This window comes from Spirosoma areae (genome assembly GCF_054781775.1).
This window is the reverse complement of the sequence record NZ_BAAGTT010000010.1, coordinates 38,290-57,130: the sequence shown is the minus strand read 5'-3', so window position 1 is coordinate 57,130 and position 18,841 is coordinate 38,290. Positions and strand designations below refer to the sequence as shown.

Annotated in this window: 15 protein-coding genes; 12 read left to right on the top strand and 3 right to left on the bottom strand. The window is 52.8% G+C overall.

Annotation, left to right across the window (positions count from 1 at the left end; genetic code table 11):
- Positions 1-411 precede the first annotated feature (411 nt).
- The 6 genes from ACYVI1_RS03885 (at position 412) to ACYVI1_RS03860 (ending at position 8,391) form a co-directional block, all read left to right on the top strand.
- On the top strand, positions 412-4,347 hold the full coding sequence (locus ACYVI1_RS03885) for an Ig-like domain-containing protein (protein WP_460906900.1): 3,936 nt from the start codon (positions 412-414) through the stop codon (positions 4,345-4,347).
- A 90-nt stretch (positions 4,348-4,437) separates the two neighbouring features.
- Entirely contained in the window at positions 4,438-5,493 is a 1,056-nt protein-coding gene (locus tag ACYVI1_RS03880; protein ID WP_460906898.1) for a T9SS type A sorting domain-containing protein, read from the top strand.
- 147 nt (positions 5,494-5,640) lie between these two features.
- Complete coding sequence (locus ACYVI1_RS03875; protein WP_460906896.1) at positions 5,641-5,784, top strand: lasso RiPP family leader peptide-containing protein; 144 nt, start codon at positions 5,641-5,643, stop codon at positions 5,782-5,784.
- 47 nt (positions 5,785-5,831) lie between these two features.
- Entirely contained in the window at positions 5,832-6,170 is a 339-nt protein-coding gene (locus ACYVI1_RS03870) for a PqqD family peptide modification chaperone (RefSeq protein WP_460906894.1), read from the top strand.
- Positions 6,171-6,274: 104 nt separating this feature from the next.
- Positions 6,275-7,195: a serine kinase gene (locus tag ACYVI1_RS03865; protein WP_460906892.1), complete on the top strand. Its 921-nt coding sequence runs from the start codon at positions 6,275-6,277 to the stop codon at positions 7,193-7,195.
- Complete coding sequence (locus tag ACYVI1_RS03860) at positions 7,192-8,391, top strand: nucleotidyltransferase domain-containing protein (RefSeq protein ID WP_460906890.1); 1,200 nt, start codon at positions 7,192-7,194, stop codon at positions 8,389-8,391. The genes ACYVI1_RS03865 and ACYVI1_RS03860 overlap by 4 nt, the downstream gene beginning before the upstream one ends.
- Positions 8,392-8,414: 23 nt before the next feature.
- Here the strand turns inward: ACYVI1_RS03860 and ACYVI1_RS03855 are convergent, their stop codons facing one another.
- The gene (locus ACYVI1_RS03855; protein ID WP_460906888.1) at positions 8,415-10,313 is read right to left on the bottom strand and encodes an asparagine synthetase B family protein; all 1,899 of its coding nucleotides are present in this window, start codon (positions 10,311-10,313) and stop codon (positions 8,415-8,417) included.
- 206 nt (positions 10,314-10,519) lie between these two features.
- Here ACYVI1_RS03855 and ACYVI1_RS03850 point away from each other — a divergent pair, with 206 nt between their 5' ends.
- Entirely contained in the window at positions 10,520-11,212 is a 693-nt protein-coding gene (locus ACYVI1_RS03850; protein ID WP_460906886.1) for a hypothetical protein, read from the top strand.
- A gap of 47 nt (positions 11,213-11,259) precedes the next feature.
- On the opposite strand, the gene porU2 is transcribed toward ACYVI1_RS03850, so the two are convergent.
- Complete coding sequence (gene porU2, locus ACYVI1_RS03845) at positions 11,260-14,520, bottom strand: putative type IX secretion system sortase PorU2 (RefSeq protein WP_460906884.1); 3,261 nt, start codon at positions 14,518-14,520, stop codon at positions 11,260-11,262.
- 193 nt (positions 14,521-14,713) lie between these two features.
- Here porU2 and ACYVI1_RS03840 point away from each other — a divergent pair, with 193 nt between their 5' ends.
- The 5 genes from ACYVI1_RS03840 (at position 14,714) to ACYVI1_RS03820 (ending at position 17,321) form a co-directional block, all read left to right on the top strand.
- A complete protein-coding gene (locus ACYVI1_RS03840; protein WP_460906882.1) occupies positions 14,714-15,565 on the top strand; it encodes a methylated-DNA--[protein]-cysteine S-methyltransferase in 852 nt (283 codons plus the stop codon).
- Positions 15,566-15,663: 98 nt separating this feature from the next.
- Positions 15,664-16,365 carry a 2OG-Fe(II) oxygenase gene (locus tag ACYVI1_RS03835; RefSeq protein ID WP_460906880.1) on the top strand — a complete coding sequence of 234 codons (702 nt, stop codon included), beginning with the start codon at positions 15,664-15,666 and terminating at the stop codon, positions 16,363-16,365.
- On the top strand, positions 16,362-16,622 hold the full coding sequence (locus ACYVI1_RS03830; protein WP_460906878.1) for an Ada metal-binding domain-containing protein: 261 nt from the start codon (positions 16,362-16,364) through the stop codon (positions 16,620-16,622). The genes ACYVI1_RS03835 and ACYVI1_RS03830 overlap by 4 nt, the downstream gene beginning before the upstream one ends.
- 56 nt (positions 16,623-16,678) lie before the next feature.
- Positions 16,679-17,161, top strand: coding sequence for a Uma2 family endonuclease (locus ACYVI1_RS03825; protein ID WP_460906876.1), 483 nt, complete (start codon positions 16,679-16,681; stop codon positions 17,159-17,161).
- Positions 17,136-17,321, top strand: coding sequence for a hypothetical protein (locus ACYVI1_RS03820; RefSeq protein ID WP_460906874.1), 186 nt, complete (start codon positions 17,136-17,138; stop codon positions 17,319-17,321). Before ACYVI1_RS03825 ends, ACYVI1_RS03820 begins: the two co-directional genes overlap by 26 nt.
- Here ACYVI1_RS03820 and ACYVI1_RS03815 read toward each other — a convergent pair.
- Positions 17,315-18,811: an aminotransferase-like domain-containing protein gene (locus tag ACYVI1_RS03815; RefSeq protein WP_460906872.1), complete on the bottom strand. Its 1,497-nt coding sequence runs from the start codon at positions 18,809-18,811 to the stop codon at positions 17,315-17,317. The genes ACYVI1_RS03820 and ACYVI1_RS03815 overlap by 7 nt on opposite strands.
- Positions 18,812-18,841 lie beyond the last annotated feature (30 nt).

The following is an 18,841-nucleotide window of genomic DNA, read 5'->3' as shown; positions in this document are numbered from 1 at the left end:
ACAAGGGTTGGGTTGATTAAAAAAACAGCCTGCCAAACAGCTTCTAAGGTTCGGGAGGATAAGGTTTGTAGTGGCAAAATAGGACAAGATCAACTGGTCAGACAGGTAGGTTGACCTGGATACTTAAAAGCCGAACACATTTTGTTAATATTAACTAAATAGTTTCTATTTTCAGAAATCAGTTAACTATAAATTATTAATTATCAATTAGATACACATATATATAGTTTATGTAACCCTTATTCAACATACAAAAAAGTCAGTACCGTTTAATATATTTTTTTCTCACACGGTAACATATACATACATTTATGATAAATTCTATAAATACATAGTTTAGTGCTACTTCATTAATACTGTGTAGTAATTAATTCACCTGTCATTTTCTTCAACCCTTATTTTTCAATGTGCATGAAAAAAAACTCTACTCTCTTGCTGGAGCGGGTTAGTCTGGTCTGGGCGGTGTTCTGCCTGTCCTTATTGCTTGCCCGACCCGTTTCGGCGCAGTCGGGCAATGCAGCCTGTAACACCTTCACGCCACCCACAATCGGTTCGTTTAGCAGCGTTTCGGTTACATCAAGCCAGGGTCTTTTGGGAGACGAGTTTTCCTCAAAAGGAAATCTTATTGACAACGACCCTACGTTTTCAACCGCTGCAACTTACAGTTTCATCCTGGGCGGGTCGGCCTATATTGAGGTGAAAGACAACAACGCTACGGGGGCTAATGTGTATCCTGCGGGCAGTTTTGCCGGGTTTGTGATTAATAATAACTCGTTATTGACCGCCGTTGGCACCATAACCATCTCGACTTATTTAGGCAACAGTAATGTGCCCGTCGACAGCCGAACAACAGGTTCGTTGGTGTCGACCGGAATTTTAAGCGGTAAATCAAGAGTTGGATTTTACAGCTCAGGTAGTTTCGACCGGATTCGTCTTACGTTCTCCGGCTTAGTGACGGGAAGCCTGAGTGTTTTTTCACCCATTGTTGAGCGATTCTGTAGTGGACCGAGCCTGGCCTGTGCAGATAATACGATTCCAAAAAATACGCTCGTCCCACTCAATACCCCTGTTTTCCCCGTATATGTCAATCCTGATAACACAGGCGTCAATGCGCTGGTCTGTGCTTTGTGTGCCGTTGTTGACCCCGACTTCGCCGTCGATAACGATCCAGCTACCTTTGCCAGGGTCGTGTTGACCGCAGGTGTGTCGACGAGTGCAACATTTTCCGTAGCGAACGCCCTCGATACGTATCCGGCGAATAGTTTTGCCGGATTCGACATCGAAACAAACACGCTGGTTTCCGCATCGGTCTTAAGTACGGCAACAATCCGGTTGCTGAACAACGGCTCGGTGGTTCAGACCAGCCCCGGCAGCAATGCCCTGATTGTGGGGGCCACAACGAATTTACTGACCGGCAGAAGTCGGCAGACGGTCGGCATTGTCGCCACCGTTCCCTACGATGAGATTCAGGTTGCGTTCGCTCAGTTGGTGGGCGCCAACCTCGGTACGATCAACATTTATAATGCTGTATTTGAGAAAACCTGTCCCAGAACGATTGCCTGTAATACGACTTATGCCCTGAATAATCCCGATTTTCCGGTTGTAATTAATGCCGAACGGACCGGTGTTACGGGTGTTGTGGCTGCGGCAACTACGATCCGAGACCCCTGGAACGCGGTTTCGGCCAACACCACCGATTTTGCCAGGATCACCAATACCGGGTCGGTCGGCACCATTGCATCGATTTCTGTACTCGACCCGGTCGATACGTATCCCACCGGTACGTTTGGCGGTTTCACCATCCGGCGAGTCTCTGGCATCGCTGCAGTTGATTTGTTTTCACGACTGACCATCACCACGTATCTGGATGGCGTGCAGAAAGAATCACGGAGCGCGGCCAGTCTGCTGGATTTATCCATTGCGCTGTTTGGTACATCGACCGATTTTATCAACGTCGGCTTTACCACCTCACAACCGTTCGATGAACTCCAATTGAGCGTTGCTAACTTAGTCGGACTGGATGCACTGGCAGGCAGTGTTGATGTGTATGGGGCGTTTATCGACACGCGTTCGTCGTCGGGTGGTGGTTTGGTTTGTGCCTTAACAACTAACCCCGACTTTGCGGTCACCAACAAGAATGTGCCTGCTACCGGCAGCGTCAAGACCAACGATGCTGTACCCGCCGGCACGACCTACGGCCCTGCTCCGGCACCAGCTACCCAGCCTGGAGGCTCCTCGCCCAGCCTGACGGTCAACTCAGACGGCACCTTCACGTTCGTTAGCGCGACCCCGGGTGTCTATGTATACAATGTGCCCGTGTGTGGGGCTGGTCAATCAGGAACGGCCTGTTCTGCCCAAACGCTGACGGTCACCGTGCTCGACCCAACGGTCAACACCAACAAGCCCGTAGCCAACCCTGACATTGCCACCACGACCGGCTCGCCCACCAGCCCCACCGCTATTACGGTTAACGTGCGGGCCAACGACGGCCCCGGCAATCCGGGCGGTACCCTGGGCACACCCACCATTGCCACGTCGCCCACCAACGGCTCGGCTGCGGTAGTTGGCAACAACGTGGTTTATACACCCAACCCAGGTTTCTACGGCACCGACATGCTGACGTATCAGGTATGCGAAACACCGGGTGGCCAGTGTGCCACCGCCACAGTGACCATCACGGTGAAAGCACCGGGAAGCGCTAACTCGACTACCGCTGCCGATGACTACATCAGCACGTATCAGGGTGTTGCCGTTCCGGGCAATGTGAAAACCAACGATACTGATCCCGAAGGCAACACCCAGACGGTGACGGCTCAGAACACGACCATTCCGGGCCGGGGCACGCTGGTCCTGCTGGCTGATGGGTCTTACACCTTCACACCGAATGCTGCGTTCACGGGGCCGGTTGACTTCACCTACACCACGTGTGATAACGCAACACCCTCGGTTTGTGCCAGCGGAACCCTGCATGTGCTGGTGAATCCGTTTGATCCCAAACCGGATTTTGCGGTCACGAATAAAAACGTACCCGTCAACGGTAGTGTAAAAACGAACGATATTGTACCCGTAGGCACAACCTACGGCCCCGCTCCGGCTCCATCCATCCAGCCCGCTGGGTCCACGCCATCGCTGACGGTCAACCCGGATGGCACGTATTCCTTCAGCACCGCCACGCCCGGCGTCTATGTCTATGCCGTGCCGGTATGCCTGGTCGGGCAAACAAGCGGTTGTGCTACGCAGACGCTGACGGTCACCGTGCTCGACCCAACGGTCAACACCAACAAGCCCGTAGCCAACCCCGACATTGCCACCACGACCGGCTCGCCCACCATCCCCGCGTCTGTTACGATTAACGTGCGGGCCAACGACGGACCGGGCAATCCGGGCGGTACCCTGGGCACACCCACTATCGTTAGCCCATCCGCCAACGGTGTGGCCGGGGTGAATGGCAGCGGCAATGTGGTGTACATGCCTAATCCGGGCTTCGCTGGTACCGACGCGCTAATCTATCAGGTATGTGAAACACCGGGCGGCCTATGCGCTCTGGCCAAAGTGACCATCACCGTCAAGGTACCGGGCAGCGCCAACTCCACTACGGCAGCCGATGACTACGTCAGTACGCCCAAAGGGGTGACCGCAACGGGCAATGTGAAAACCAACGACAGCGACCCCGAAGGCAACACCCAGACGGTAGCGGCTCAGAACACGACGATTCCGGGTAAGGGCACCCTGGTACTGACCGATGCCGGCAGTTACACCTTTACCCCCGATGGTGCGTTCACGGGTCCGGTTCAGTTCACCTACACCACGTGTGACAATGGGTCGCCGTCGGCCTGTGCCAACGGAACCCTGCATGTGCTGGTGGGTCAGGCCGGTTTGCCTGATTTAACGCCGGTTATCACCTTGCCCCAGGCTAACTTCACCCCATCAGGTGCGAATAGCACGCGGGACTTCATCGTGGAAATCTTTGAATTAGCGGGGCAGTCTACGTCGAGCGGCAATGCAGCCATCACAATCTCGGCACCGTCGGGCTATACGCTTTCGTTTACGAACAGCCTGACCAGTATCAATGTGTCGGGGGGTGCGAATAACCCTGTATCCGTGGACAATACGAAGTGGATGGTTACCAGCATAGCACCGACTAACGAGCAGATTTCATTGAAGATGAACGCCGGTCAGTTTATTGCCGCCATGAGCAAAGGCACCCTGGGTTTCACCATCACCCGCACCACGGCCAATACGGGCAGTTCGTCTAATATTACAGTCAATGTTACTGATGATGCAACCAAAACATACGACAGCAATCCGTTAAATAATGTTTATGCCAGAATTATCACTGGTTTGTAAAGTTTCTCTTGTACCAAATATCTTTTTTTAGATATTTGGTACAAGTTTAGTTTCCAACTTTTCTATTAATCAAACTTAGTATTTACGATTATGATCAGAAAACTTTTACTTTTTGTCCTTATCGGTATGGGCAGTGGGTATGCTGCCCTTGCCCAGGACCCTTCGGTGGGCGGCATTGTGATAAGCCCCAATCCCATCATGGTGGGCCAGCCCGGCAGTATTACAGCCAATTTTGGCAACGGCAGTTCAACGGCTATTCCGCAAAGTGCTACGGCCACGTACACCTTCAATTTGCCCCCCAATATAGGGGTTACCAGTGCATCCATTGTTGCCACATCTCCTCCTGCTGGTACAACGGCCAACCTATCCATCACCCGGGGCGCTTATGACGCTACGAATGGGACGATTATCACCGTTAGAAGCAATTTGGGTGACGTTCCCGGCAATGCCCTTTATAATCTGGTATTAAGTATAGTTGGTGTTAGGACAACCAGCGGTCTGCCGCCCAGTGTGCTCAGCAATGCGGCTGCCTCAGGCGTTGGCACCAACAACCCCAGTAACGATAATGCCAGTACGCCCGTTGCCGTAACGGCCGGTGCCATGCCCGTTGCGCTGGTGTCGTTTACGGCGCAATCCCAAAACAACCGCACCGTAGAACTGGCCTGGACAACCTCGCTGGAGACGAGCAACAAAGGGTTCCTGATTGAACGGAGTAAGGACCTGAAGCACTTTGACAAAGTAGGCGAGGTTAGTGAATTGGCTCCTGAGAGCAATGCGCTGAAAAACTACAAATTACTGGATCTGACGCCTTATGCCGGCACCAGCTATTATCGGCTCACCCAAATCGATTTGAGTGGCAAGGCTACTGTCTTCCCAGCCGTATCGGTCGTGTTGCGGGATGCTGCCTATGGTGTATTCCCCAATCCTGTTGTGAGCGACGGGCGGTTTGCATTGGGGCTGGATGAACCTGAAACGGCTACAATCAACTTCTACAGCGCCAATGGTCATGCGTTGCCGTTGCAGAAAGCCGGGATTGAATCGGGGAATCTGTTAGTAAAAACACAGGGGAATCTATCGGCGGGGGTCTACATTGTGACGGTCGAAGAACGGGGACAAACCCGCCAGCACCGCATCGTGGTCAAGTAAGGAACGGGGTATACCCTTCTCTGATTTTTCCCGAATGCACCATCTGGTTAGGTAGAGTATATTCCTTTAGCAGTCCTCTCTTAGCCTCAACGCGTGGGCTATTTAGTCAACCCCAAACTACTTTCACAACTTTAGATATCTCCTGCAATGAATAAGAACACGAAACTTTCTATAGTACCCCAGCCCAAAAGGGCCTATAAAACACCCAAACTCAAGGAGTTGGGCAGTGTGCAAAAGTTAACCTTAAAAGGCGGCTCCAATATGGATAGCTTTGGCGGTACCTTTGGTTAATTATTGGTAGATGCATAAAGAAAATAGCCTGGAGCATCGTTCGTTTGATGCTCCAGGCTATTTTCTTTATCTTCCAGCTTATTTTCCTGTTTTCTATGATGCTGATTGACCCCACTACCCAAATTCGACTGGCCCCAAACCAGTCCTCGTCGGCGCTCGGTAAAGAAACCATATTGCTCAACTACGACGCCGGTACGTATTATGAATTGAACGAAGTTGGCGGGTTTATCTGGTCGCTCCTGCAAACGAATAAAACGATGACCGTTCAGGAAATTCAGGCGCGGATTTTGGATGAATTTGATGTTGAACCCGCCGTTTGCCAAAGCGAATTAGCATCGTTTCTAGCGAACCTGCTGCGCGAAAAACTCATTGAAACAAGCGCGTAAACTCACTGGCTTCCCTCCCCCCCGGCCCCTCCCGCAACGGCGGACCGCCCATAGGAAAAGAGGCAGGGATGAGGAAACTCCATTCAGCATCTGGCATGAATTCAATGAAACATTATTACCAGGCTTACGGATTAGCCATTGGTTCCGACATCCTTCTGGCTCACCTCAACGAAACAGACCCCGCCCCGGTTGATTTACACATCAGGCAGGGGCGATTACCTCCCCCCCCGCCCCTCCTGCCCACCAAAATTTACCGGGCCGGTTTGCAGGCTCAGTTCGCTCAAAACGGACCGAACCAACTCTGGTTAGACTGGTCGCCACTACTGTCGTTTATGGCCATCAATGGCAAAGAGCTGATTCTCGACACGGCCCAAACGGACCCGGATGTCCTGTCTTTGTTTACGTTAAGTGAAGCAATCGGCTTAATTCTGTTTCAGAAAAACTACTTTTTGCTTCATGGCAGCGCCATTCGGCTACACGGCAAAGGGATCATTTTCTTAGGCGAACCCGGTGCCGGAAAATCAACAACCGTTGCCGCCTTTGCCCAAAAAGACATTCCGGTCCTGAGCGACGATATGGTATGCATCCGACTGGACGAAACCGGTCAGCCCTTCCTGATACCCTCCTTTCCGCAAATTAAAATCTGGGGCAACACCGTCGATGGCTTACAACTGAGCAAAGACAGCCTGACACCCGTTCGGGAGGGCGTTAATAAGTTCGCCTGGCAGCAGCCCGACGCGTTTGATGAACGGCCTGTTCCACTCGACCGGATTTTTGTGTTGACCCCACCCCAGGAAGCCGAACATTCAGGCTGCCAATTAGCCAAAAGCCAGACACCCATCGAGCTGCTCAGCTATTTTCCCTTAGCCGACGCGCTCCTGCAGGGTCAGGCGCTGAAAAACCACTTTGAGCAAAGTATTATCCTGGCCAATGCAGTGCCGGTCTTTAGAATGAGCCGCCCGCCCGACTTCACGGCACTGCATGCCTTTGTCGATCAGTTGGTATGTGGTAGTTTACCAGCATGAACCACCCCAAAATGACGCCCGAACTCAACCTGTTGCTGTTGACCTGTGCGATGGAGCTAACGGCCCGAAAAAAAGCGCAGTTGATGCAGGCATTAACGCAACAGCCCATCAACTGGGACCGGCTCTACAGGCTGGCTACGCGGCACCGGGTTACACCATTTTTGTACCGAACGCTCCAGGACATACCCGGCGTTCCAGCCGCCTTTCTGGCTACACTCCAGGCCAACTGCCGGGCGAATACAACTGATTACCTGCTGAAACGGCATGAGTATTACCAACTCTCAGCATTACTCGATGAGCATACCATCCCCCATAAAGTTCTTAAAGGAATATACCTTGCCGAACATGCTTACCCCGACAGCAGCCTGCGAATCTGTGGCGACATCGATGTATTGATTCAGGAAACCGATGTGGAAAAAACCATTCGTCTCCTCCAGGCGAACCACTACCGACTGAACCAAAAACAAGCGGCTTATTTTCGGTATGGAAAGCAATTCATGCTCACCGAGTTGTTCGAAGTCAGTCTGTTCAAACCTTTTTTCAACAACAGTCAATTCGATATTGACCTGCACTGGCGTGTGTTGTGTTTCAACAAAGATTATAACTTGTTCGATTTGCCCTATGCGGCTTCGCAACCCACTTTTTCCACAGAGCGCGAACTTGTTCTATTAGTCACCCACCATGGCGTAAATAACATCTGGCAGCACATCTATTTCATCAATGACTTGTATTTTGTTCTGAACGATAAACCCATCGATTGGGAGTGGCTGATGGACGAGATGCGCCGGTACGGGCTGGAGCGGGTATTTCTGGCTGGTTTATACTGGTGTCAGCAAATCTGGGCATTACCCCTGCCGCCATCGGTGGCCGAAACGCTGACAGCAAGCGAACTTCCGACGCTGGCTGTTAGCTACGCAACGAGTTGGGAGAGAACCGAACCAATTGTTGCCAGCAACCTGATTACCGGGCAGTTAGCTTTTTTTTCAGCCGCGCAAACGCAAGTCAGTAACCGACTGAAAATCTATTTCACCTTTTTAAGCAGCCGCATCTTTCGGGCCAGTGTTTTCAGGCTGGGTGGTCGTATTATTCTCGTACCGAAAGAACTGGGGTTCCTCACCATCTTCATCCGCGCCATTGGGTCGCTATATCGGTTCTTTCCGGGAAAACCAGCAACAGGTCAACCACCCCCTTCTTAAAACGGGGAGGCTGGGGGTGGTTTCTACATGGGCAGTTTATCTAACCAGAGGGCGAGGTAGATTATCCGGCTAACTAACCAGTTGTACCGGGTTTTTGTCCTGACCGGGACGCGCTGGTCGAACACAATGCTGACAATTTTCGCAAATACCCGCCGATCAACAACATTCCAGATGGGATGGCTGGCCAGAGCAAATTGCTCCCGGGTGGCAGTATAGAGTTGCTGGGCCGCTAAGGTGCCATATTCCACAAAATTGGCTTTCGAAAACCGCGACACAATGGCCGGGGGTAAGGTATCGCGCAGGCCATTCCGAATTGGTCCACGTCCGCGCCCGGCATCAAACTGAATCGCCAGCGGGGTTGCCAGCCCCAGTTCAACCACATTTTTATCGAAAAACGGGAATGAATACGAATGCCCGTAGTAGGCGCCAATGTGGTTCATTTGTTCGTTGCAAATGACGTTGGTCGTGTTCAATACCTGATTGACGGGCATTTGCTGACCAACGGATAAGGTCGTGGCGAGTTGTTCGGTTGTGTCTTTCCGCTTCCCCGGCACACGCTGTTTAAAATCAGCGCTTAGTGCGTTGTCGATCAGCGCCTGACGGGCTAATTTTTCCGTAAGCCGTTTGTAACTATAGGTCAGGATGGCAGCGGTAGAGAGGCCAAAGAGTTGTTTTTGCCTCCGAAGGTTCAGCAAAAACGAAGGCAGCGTTTTCGCCGTGATTCGGCCCTTAAGATTCGTACCTATCTTCGATAAAACAAATGCCTCGTACTTATCCTGAAGACCCGACCGAAGCCAGTCGGCGCTGCCATATACGAGGTCCCCGTTTCGGGCGGAAATAAGCTGCTGACAGGCTTGCTGTAACTGCGCCCAATCTCCGGCGTCCACCAGTTCGTCCAGAAAGTCGTGGCCGGTTGTCACGATGCTGTCGCCATCATGTCCGGTAAGCAGCAAATCGCACCCGGCCCGACGCGCTTCTTCTGAAACACTCAGGTGAAAACTCGATGGAATAATGAACTGCTCTGGGCGGTCGAAGAGGTAATTTATTTTTAGAACGGACTCCAGCACATCGGCAATCGGTCGGACCCGGTGGTGGTGCATCTGCCACTGATCGACAACGGCCTGCACGTATTGCTGCTCGTCGGCTGCGGGCTGTTCGGTGTCGATGTTAAAGGTGTGCAGCGAAGGCCGCTGTTGCTGGATGAGCAGATGCTGCGCCACGCAGCTTACCGACGAGGAATCCAGCCCACCGCTCAGGTGCGACCCGATGCTGTTTTTTCCCCGCATCCGGCTATCGACCGCTTTGGTAAAATACTCATGGAACAGGTCGGCGTAAGCATCGGCCCCACGCAGGCCATTAAATTTCTGAGGGTCGAGCTTCCAGTAGGGTTCCGAAACCATCTTTTCGGCGTTCACCCGCAGGCAATGGCCCGGCAAGACGCTGTAGACGTGGGCATAAAACGTTTCTGCGCTATAGGGCACATAGTCGGTGGTCCAGGTCAGATACTCCCTGAATTTGGCCTCATTGGGCTTAACGACTACTTCCCGAAGAACCAGCAACGCTTTGATTTCAGACGCAAAGGCAAAAAACCGTCCCGGTTGATGCACATAATAAAGGGGCTTGATACCCAGCGGGTCGCGCCCACAACTAAGCGTTTGCTGATCCAAATCCCACAGGGCCACCGCAAAATCGGCACTGAGGTTATTGAATGAAGCCGGGCCAGCGTGAGCAAAGTTTACACTGAACGAGTACCCGGCCGACGCCCGGCTGCCAGACTGAGTCTCATAGACGTCGGCATCGGCCACAGTAACCAGCGAGGAAGCTAACGGATTATCTTCTACGTTGCCCCCAAACATTAGCAGCGTACCTTTGCCAATGGGTCGGCTGATAACGGTTCCCCGGTGCTGTAGCAACTCAGACATGTTGGTTATGTCGTCCAGATCTACAGCCTGCCCGTCAAATCGAAGTATGCCAGCAATCCCGCCCATATATTTTTAAGAATTTTGACACAGACCGGGCCGCCGGAGCGGATTCACGGAGAGAGTTAGAACTACACAGAGCAGGTAAGATAAATCTCTGTGCCACAATCTTTATTTTTGTTTAAGCAATTGTACAAATGACGGTCAAAATGCAAAAAAATAGTTGTTTTTGGGTGTTTATTCTGCTCGTTTTAGTTGGCCAGGGGTGCCGGCAGGCCGTTGATTCGCTGGCGGCTGATGCCGACTATTTCCCCCTGCAAACCGGCGACTACTGGATTTATCAGGTGACCCAGGAAACCTATTCGCTCATCAATACGCCAACTAAACAGGTTTTTCAGGTGCAACAAAAAATAGGCAGTTCATTCAGTCGGAACGGTCAGGTGATTTTTCAGGTCGAAGAATCCATTAGAAAAACAGCCCAGGCCAACTGGCAAATCAACGCCATTCGCACGGTTTATAAAAATCCCGCCGAAGTTGTCAGCCAGGACAACAATGTACCTATTCTGAACCTGGTTTTTCCGGTTTCGCCAACTACTTCCTGGAATGTCAATACTTACAACGCCCGACCCGACACGCTGCTTCGGTATGAGGATGGTGGGCAGGCCTTCAGCGTGGGCAATCGACTCTTCGACCGCACAATTTCGGTTGTCGGCGACAACGATTCAACGTTAATTAACCAGCAGAAATACCGTCGGGTGTATGCAGCGGCAGTGGGCTTAGTTTACCGGGAGGACGCATCGCTGGCTTTTTGCCAATCCTCCCCCGACTGCATTGGCAAAGGCATTATTACCTCCGGCACCCGCCAAAAATGGGAGTTGCTCACCAGCAACCGCTTGCCGTAGGGCGAGAGGACAAATCATTGAGTAGCACCTGTCACTAACCGGCTAAGTCAATAATGAATAACCTTGCCCGTGTGGGTTTCAGTGCGGCCATCTTTCCAGGTGAGTTGCACCGAGTACGGATAAACGCCCGGTGTTGCCGCCTGCCAGAGCACCGTGTTTTTCCCCGTCGACACCGGCACATCGGCCTCATAAAGCCGCTGACCCGCCTGGTTGTAAATCAGCAGCCGGGTCTCCACGGGTAGCTCCTGTACGTTCAGCGTGATGTCGAATTTCACGTAGGTTATGGCTGGATTTGGATAAATCTGCACCCGTATGGGTTCATCCTGAGCCACTACGTTCATGTCGAGTACATAGGGCGGCTGGGTTTGATTTCCGGCGGCATCCTTCCCGTACACAACGAGTTGGTAAACGCCACCCACTGTGAGCGATAAGTTGGTGGCAACCTGTAGCTGATTGGCCGAAACCGCCGAGACCGCAAAGGAACGCGACGAGAGTTTCTGGGGCAAACAGGTTACACAACTCTTTAGGTACACGTCGACGGCACTGCTATCTTTCGGCGAAAGCGGGTTTTCATCCAGAACGAAAACGTCGACTCGTGGATTCACACCCACCACCGCCTGATTCTCCCGGATCTTCCCATCGACGAACACATTAATTTCGGGGCTGATTCGGTCGGGCAGGGCGTTTAGCGGGTAACTGGTGCTGCTTTGCGCCTGCGCCCAGTCGATGGTCAATGCAGCGGTATTGTTGGTTTTACTTAGCTCCGTCAGTTGATTATCGGGGTCGATGGAGACCTCTATTTTTTGCAGTTTTTCATCTTTGGCTATCGTATACACCAGCGTATCGCGGTACCGGAACGCATTGAACCGAACCAGGCTGGTGACTATAGTACCAGCACTCATCGTTTTCCGGATAGCGACCGGAACTACCTGACCGGCAACGTATTTACCAAGATTAGCCAGGGGCACGACGACCCGGAGCGAATCGCTGTTTTTGAGTGAACTCCCTACCACCGACGACTGGATGTACAGGCCTTTTGGCTCGACGGAAAAGTCGGGGTTTGGCAGGGGGTAAATGCTCACGGCGGGATCGCCCTGCAAAATCATCTCCAGCAATACCGACTCGTCATACGGGCCAACACCTTCTTTTTCAAGGTCCTGATTCAATCGTTGCTGCACCTTGCCAAAGGGCATGCCAAGCGTGGTGGCATCGGCAAACAGCGAGTTATACAATTTTGTCAGGTAGCGGGTGGTGGGTTGTTCAAAACTCCAGTAGGAATGCGCCAGCACCACGCCCGCCCCTTTCTGGGGCGCCAGCAGCCAGTCGGTCGACAGCGTGTTGAAGCGGGAATAAATCTCACCGGCCCCGCAGCCGTTAAAAATCATGAGCGGGTAGTTTTGATTGCGAAACCCATTCTCCAACGGCGAAGCAAACCCGAAATTCAAGTCCGTGACGGTTGGCCCGGCATGACCAAAAAATGTGATTAAACTCACGCCATCATTCACTAAGGGAGCAATGTTTATCGGTTCAACCTCATTGGTCGTGGTTTTACTAAATGCACTGATTTGCCCCCCCAAAAGCCCATTTTGGTAGGTTTCGCCGATGGTACTCAGGGCCTGGCGCAGGCTTTGCGCTTCGCCAACACTTTTGCCCCCGCTGATGTGAATAATTCGTTTACGCCACAACCCATTGTTGGCGCCATCTTCCAGTTGTTTGACTTTGTCCAGGTATGTCAGCACCTGTGCGTTGGTTGTCACATTCAGCCGCCCCGTAGGAATAGCCGGGGTGTTGGGCGAATAACTGCCCAAACCGGCCGTTAGCAGAATGTCCGAGCCGGGGTAGCCAATCGTTGGCACCAGATCCTCGGTGGTCGTCTTAATAAAATACGGATAACTATACGCCCGCCCAATGAGCAGCAGGTTTTTGACCGCCGTGTTGGCCAGCATAAAATCGGCAAAACGCCGGAGTGCGAGTGGGCTTCGTTCGCCAAAGTTAAACTGATCGTAGAGCGAGTCGGCGTCGATGATAAAAGGCTTGTGACTTCCTCCCGGTACCGAGGTCCGGTATGCAGCATAGGTTTCTGCCGACTGCCGCAGGGATGAATGCGTGATAATCAGGTAGTCGGCCGATTTCGGAAACGTTGTCGCGAAGCGGACGACCTGAACAGAAAGCGGTTTGAGAATCCGGCTGGTTAGAAAAAGGCTCCGGTTTCGGGCTGTTTCATTGACTACTACCTGGGTTTGTCCATTGCTCGCCTGCGCGACTACATACCGGCAATTCGCTTTATCCGTAATGTCATAAGCTACCGTGGCCGACGGTACATTTTTTATGGTAAGCAGCGACGTTGCCCGCGAGTTGGGCGGCAGATGAAACACCTTGCTGGTTTGCCCAGCCATGTCGAATGCCTGCGGATAGGATAATTTGGCGTAGGTGATGGAAAAGTTGTTGGTAAATCCGTTTTTTTCGGATATAAACCGAACCGTAAGCTGCTCATTCTGAATAGTCTCCGGCGCAATGGCAGCCTGAAACGTCTGACTGGCGAACCCCTGAACAAGCAACGGGGAGATGGGCGTTTTGGTAGACGCATTCACCTGAACGCCAATGGAATGGTATGAATTATCCCGGCCATTCACCATGCCCTCCAGGGTGATTGGCCCGGCGGCTGGCACCCGGCCTGTTAATTTTAGCTGAACGACGCCTACCGAATCGGTGGTCAGCAGGGGTCCCGACCAGCCTTCGCCCGGCTCGAAAAAGCTTTGCTGCAACGCCGGTTCAATGCCTTTCAAATTGTTGAAGCTATACTCGCTGGTGAATGCCTGAACCGTTTGTTCAAGGTGAAAGGGTTCGGGCGAAAGGCCCTGCGCCGACAGGTTGAGTTCGGGCATTCGCTTTCCGGTCTGTGCCGGGCTGCTGGTCAGAAAATAGGCGGTTTTGTCAGAGAACAGGGTTTGGTAGGGATGCAGGCGTTTCTGCGGGCGGTAGAGCAGCGAATCCTGACTGCCATCGTTGGCTTCCCCATAAAATTCGATATAGTCCTGGGCATTAAAAACACCATCCTGCTGACCCACCACCCGGATAGCCACCTCCTGACCTCTGAAAAAAAGCTGCCAGTTCACCGGATTCGTTTGCAGAAGCGACACATCGGCCGTTTTTATATCGTCGTAGCTCAGGCGGTAAATACCGGTCTGATTCGTCGAAATCTTCAGGTATTTCTGACCCGTCTGTATCCACTCGTTACCAAAGCGGTTTTGGGCAGTCAGCAGCAGTGCCTGAGCGATAAACCACAGCAAGAGTACTCCTTTTTTCATACGCGAATGAGCGCCATCGTGCACTGAACTAAACGTGCAGCGTGGCAAGTTTTAATCAAAGATAACCAGATTTGCCCGAATTAATGGGCTATCATTTATACCCGTATTAACTCCGCAAGAACCGGGTTTGCCACCCATTGCCTTATAGCGACCTTTGTAGCGGTCAAACAACCGATATGTCGGTCCGAAACAAATGAACACAAACAGCACATACACCTATCAGCAAATTGCCCAGGCTATCGAACACCTCACAGCCAATTTCCGGGAGCAGCCGTCGCTGGGCGAGCTGGCCGAAAAAGTGAATATGAGTGAGTTTCATTTTCAGCGGCTCTTCACCGAGTGGGCGGGCGTTAGTCCGAAGAAGTTCGGCCAGTATCTGACCCTCGAACACGCCAAAACCCGGCTCCGCAATGGCGCTCCGCTGGCCGATGCGGCTTATGAGGCAGGTCTTTCCGGTACAGGTCGGCTACACGATTTATTTATAACGTTTGAAGGCGTTACGCCGGGGCAGTTTAAGCAGGCTGGTTCGGGTTTAGCCTTATTGTATGGTGTCTTCGAGAGTCCCTTCGGAAACTACGTGCTGGGCGCTATCAACGCAAAAATTGCACTGCTTCACTTTCTGAACGAGGGCGACCTGCCCGAACCGATTCTAAGGGATGCCTGGCCCGAAGTTTCCCTGCAACTTAACCCAGCCGCTGTGCAATCTTTAGCCGACCAGGTTTTCCCGGCGGCTGGTCAAACCGGAACCAGCCCCAAGAATCCCCTTCCCGTACTTTTGCGTGGCTCTGCATTTCAACTCAAAGTATGGGAAGCCCTGCTGAAAATTCCCGAAGGCCGGCTGAGCAGCTACGACCAGATTGCCGAAGCCATCGGGCAACCAACAGCCTCGCGGGCCGTTGGCACTGCCATCGGCAGCAACCCCATTGGCTACCTGATTCCGTGCCACCGGGTTATCAAAAAAACCGGACTCTTTGGTGGCTATCGGTGGGGAGCCACCCGCAAACAGGCCATGCTCGGCTGGGAAGCCGCCCGCGTTGACGGGTAAGTTTTGTTTAACCATTTGTGTTTCAGGTTCCATGTTTCAGGTTCCAGGCTACTCCGACGAATCAAACTTGAAACCTGGAACCTGAAACCAGTTCTATAATGACGCAATCCGTTCAGGAAATCAATTGGCCCGACTACCAGACTATCCTCTCGGAAACGGGTTTTGCGTTACTGCCACCGTGCCTATCGCCCGACGACTGCCGGGCACTGGCGGGCCTGTTCGAGGTATCGGACCACTTTCGCAAAACGATTGTGATGCAAAAACATGGCTACGGGCGTGGCGAGTATAAATACTTCAATTACCCATTGCCGCCCGTTGTAGCTCAACTTCGGCACGGATTATTTACCAGGCTGGTCCCGGTAGCCAACGACTGGAACGAAAAACTCGGCATTGCTCAACGCTACCCAACCGACCTCGATCAGTGGCTGGCCACCTGCCACGCAACCGGACAAACCCGCCCCACACCCCTGATGCTGAAGTACGAAACGGGCGACTGGAACGCGCTGCATCAGGATATGTATGGCGACCTCTACTTCCCCTTCCAGGCCGTACTGTTTCTGAATCAGCCCAATCAGGATTTTTCGGGGGGTGAGTTCGTCCTAATCGAACAACGCCCCCGGATGCAATCGCGGGCCATTGTGCTGCAACCCGAACAGGGTCAGATTCTGCTTTTTACCACGAAGTTTCGGCCCGCAAAAAGCGCACGGGGCTATTATCGGATTGGCATGAAACATGGGGTCAGTGAAGTCAAAAGCGGTCAACGGATGACATTGGGCCTTATTTTTCACGATGCTGCATGATTGGGCACATGGCACTCGGGCCAACACGCTTTGCCCAGCTTCGGGCATTGGTGACGATGGTAAACAGCGAAGCGATTAGGGTAGGTGGTCATCGTCCCGGCAAGATTTACGGCACGCTTACCTGCCGGGTCGGTAAGCGAATGAAGTCCGAAAACCGGGTGTTCTTTCAGAGCGAAACTGACGCTATTGCACACGGGTATCGCCCCTGCGCGGTATGCCTGCCGGAGAAATATAAGGTATGGAAAGGGAACCGATAAGTTGCCCACCTGCCTCTTTTTCACTAATCTTGTAAGAACACAAACGCAACACCCGTATGTCAGTCGTTGACGAGAAAAAACCGCGTAGGGTCAGTCGCCCGGCTGCCCGAAACATTCCGCCTGCCCTCATTTACGAAATGTGGAAAGGGAAGCCCGTCTATTACAGGGGCTATCTGGAGGTTCTGGCGGGTAAGAAAACAATTGAAGAAATTATGTCGTGTTCTGATTTACAAGGAGTTTTAGTGTCATTGCTGAATGGTCATTTATACAGTCTCATCAATCGAAAAAAGTACCTGCTGGCGACGAACGAGATTGGTTTGCATCTGGCCCTGAAGGATAAGCTCGGTAACGATGTCGTTATTTTTGAGAAAGAAAAACTCGGTAAACTCAAAGGAAAATACTTCGACGTAGCCCCCAAAATCGTGATTGAAGTAGACATTAAGGCTGACCTGTCCGACTTTCCCAGCAAAGCCGACGAGTACATCATGCGGAAATCGCAAAAACTCCTCGATTTTGGCCGGGGCCGCCCGTGCGGTTGAGAAGGTGCTCTGGATTATTACCGGCACGCAGAAAGTCTACGTTATCGACCGCAACGACCCAACCTGGTATGTGGTTAACTGGTCTGAAAACATTGCCGTTTTGGACGATTGCATTCTGAATATCAAGCAATTGCTTGACGATGAAGAAATCGCTTACTGAACTCCGGCAATCCCCTTTTTCAATACGGCGACACTCCGTTCCAACTCGTCCTCCGTACTCGATGCAAACCCCAGCCGCGTGCTGTTGAGCCGCTGACCGGGTGGATTGTGTGAGACTCCACTCGCCAATAAAAGCCCTTCCCGACTGGCCCGCTGCGCCATTACGTCCATGTCGATGGCCGGGTCGAACGTAGCCCAGACCGCCATACCACCATCGGGCTTCGTGAACTGAACGACATCAGCTAATTCGATGGTGAGCAGGTCGCAGAAACGGTCGCGCCGGGCGTGGTACGTCCGCAGCGCTTTCCGGAAGTGGCGTTTCAGTTCGCCCGTTTTGAGTAGCTGACCAATAGCAAATTCGAGCATCGGGTCGCCCTGCCGGTCGATGATGCGCCGATACCGGGCCAACTCATCGATGAGTGCCGCTGGCGCTACAACATACCCAACCCGAAAAGCCGGAGCGACCGATTTCGTCAGCGACCCGACATAGACAACCATGCCCGACCGGTCGGCGCTGGCCAACGGTAAAATGGGGCGGCTCAGGTAATGAAAATCATAGTCGTAATCATCTTCCAGAATGGCAAATCCGTATTGTTCAGCCAGTTGCAACAACCGAATACGCCGGTCGGGCCGAAGCGTTACGGTGGTTGGATAATGGTGATGGGGCGTTACGAACACCAGTCTGACGGCTTGCTTCTGACAGATAGCCGCCAGCGCGTCGACGTCGATTCCCTGCTGATCGACCGGCACGGTCAGGACCGTTGCCCCCGCTTTCCGGAAATTCATGGTAGCCCCGGCCCAGGTTGTTTCTCCCGTCACGACCGCATCGCCTGGCCGAAGCAACACCTGGCTCGTGAGGTGCAGGCCCATGATGCTGCCGCGCGTAATGAGCAGATTATCAGGCGTCGTTTGCAGACCGCGCGTTTCGTTGAGATGCGTGGAAAGCTGTTCGCGAAGGAGTGGATGCCCTTTCGTGTCGGTATAGCCGAAATGAGCCTGCGGATTGCCCCAGCGAAAATACGACCGATAGGCCCGGCTTAGCTCGGCCATTGGCGCCAGTCGAATATCAGGAAAGCCATCGTCTAACCGCAGCCCCGTCGACTGCATCAGGAGCAGGGGCCGATCCAGAAACGTCAGCGACTCAACGGCATAACCCGGCTGCCCATCAGTAATGCCATATCTTCGGGGTATGGCATTCCTCAGGTCGGGTGTTAACGCCTGCGGCTTAACTTCCGGGACATGAGCCGCCACGTAGGTGCCACTCCCCGCGCGGCTTTCGAGCCAGCCCTGGGCCAGCCCCTCCTCATAAGCGGCCACAATGGTCTGGCGGTTCAACTGGAGCAGCATCGCCAGTTGCCGCGAACCCGGCAATCGCTGACCGGGCGCGAGTGTACCCGCCCGAATGAGCTGACCAAGTTGGTCGCTTAGTTGTAGAAAAACAGGCGTAGTCAGGGAACGGTCAAGTTGAATCAGCGATTTAAACGGAAGCATCAGGATTGGTTAGTAGAAAACCGGACTATC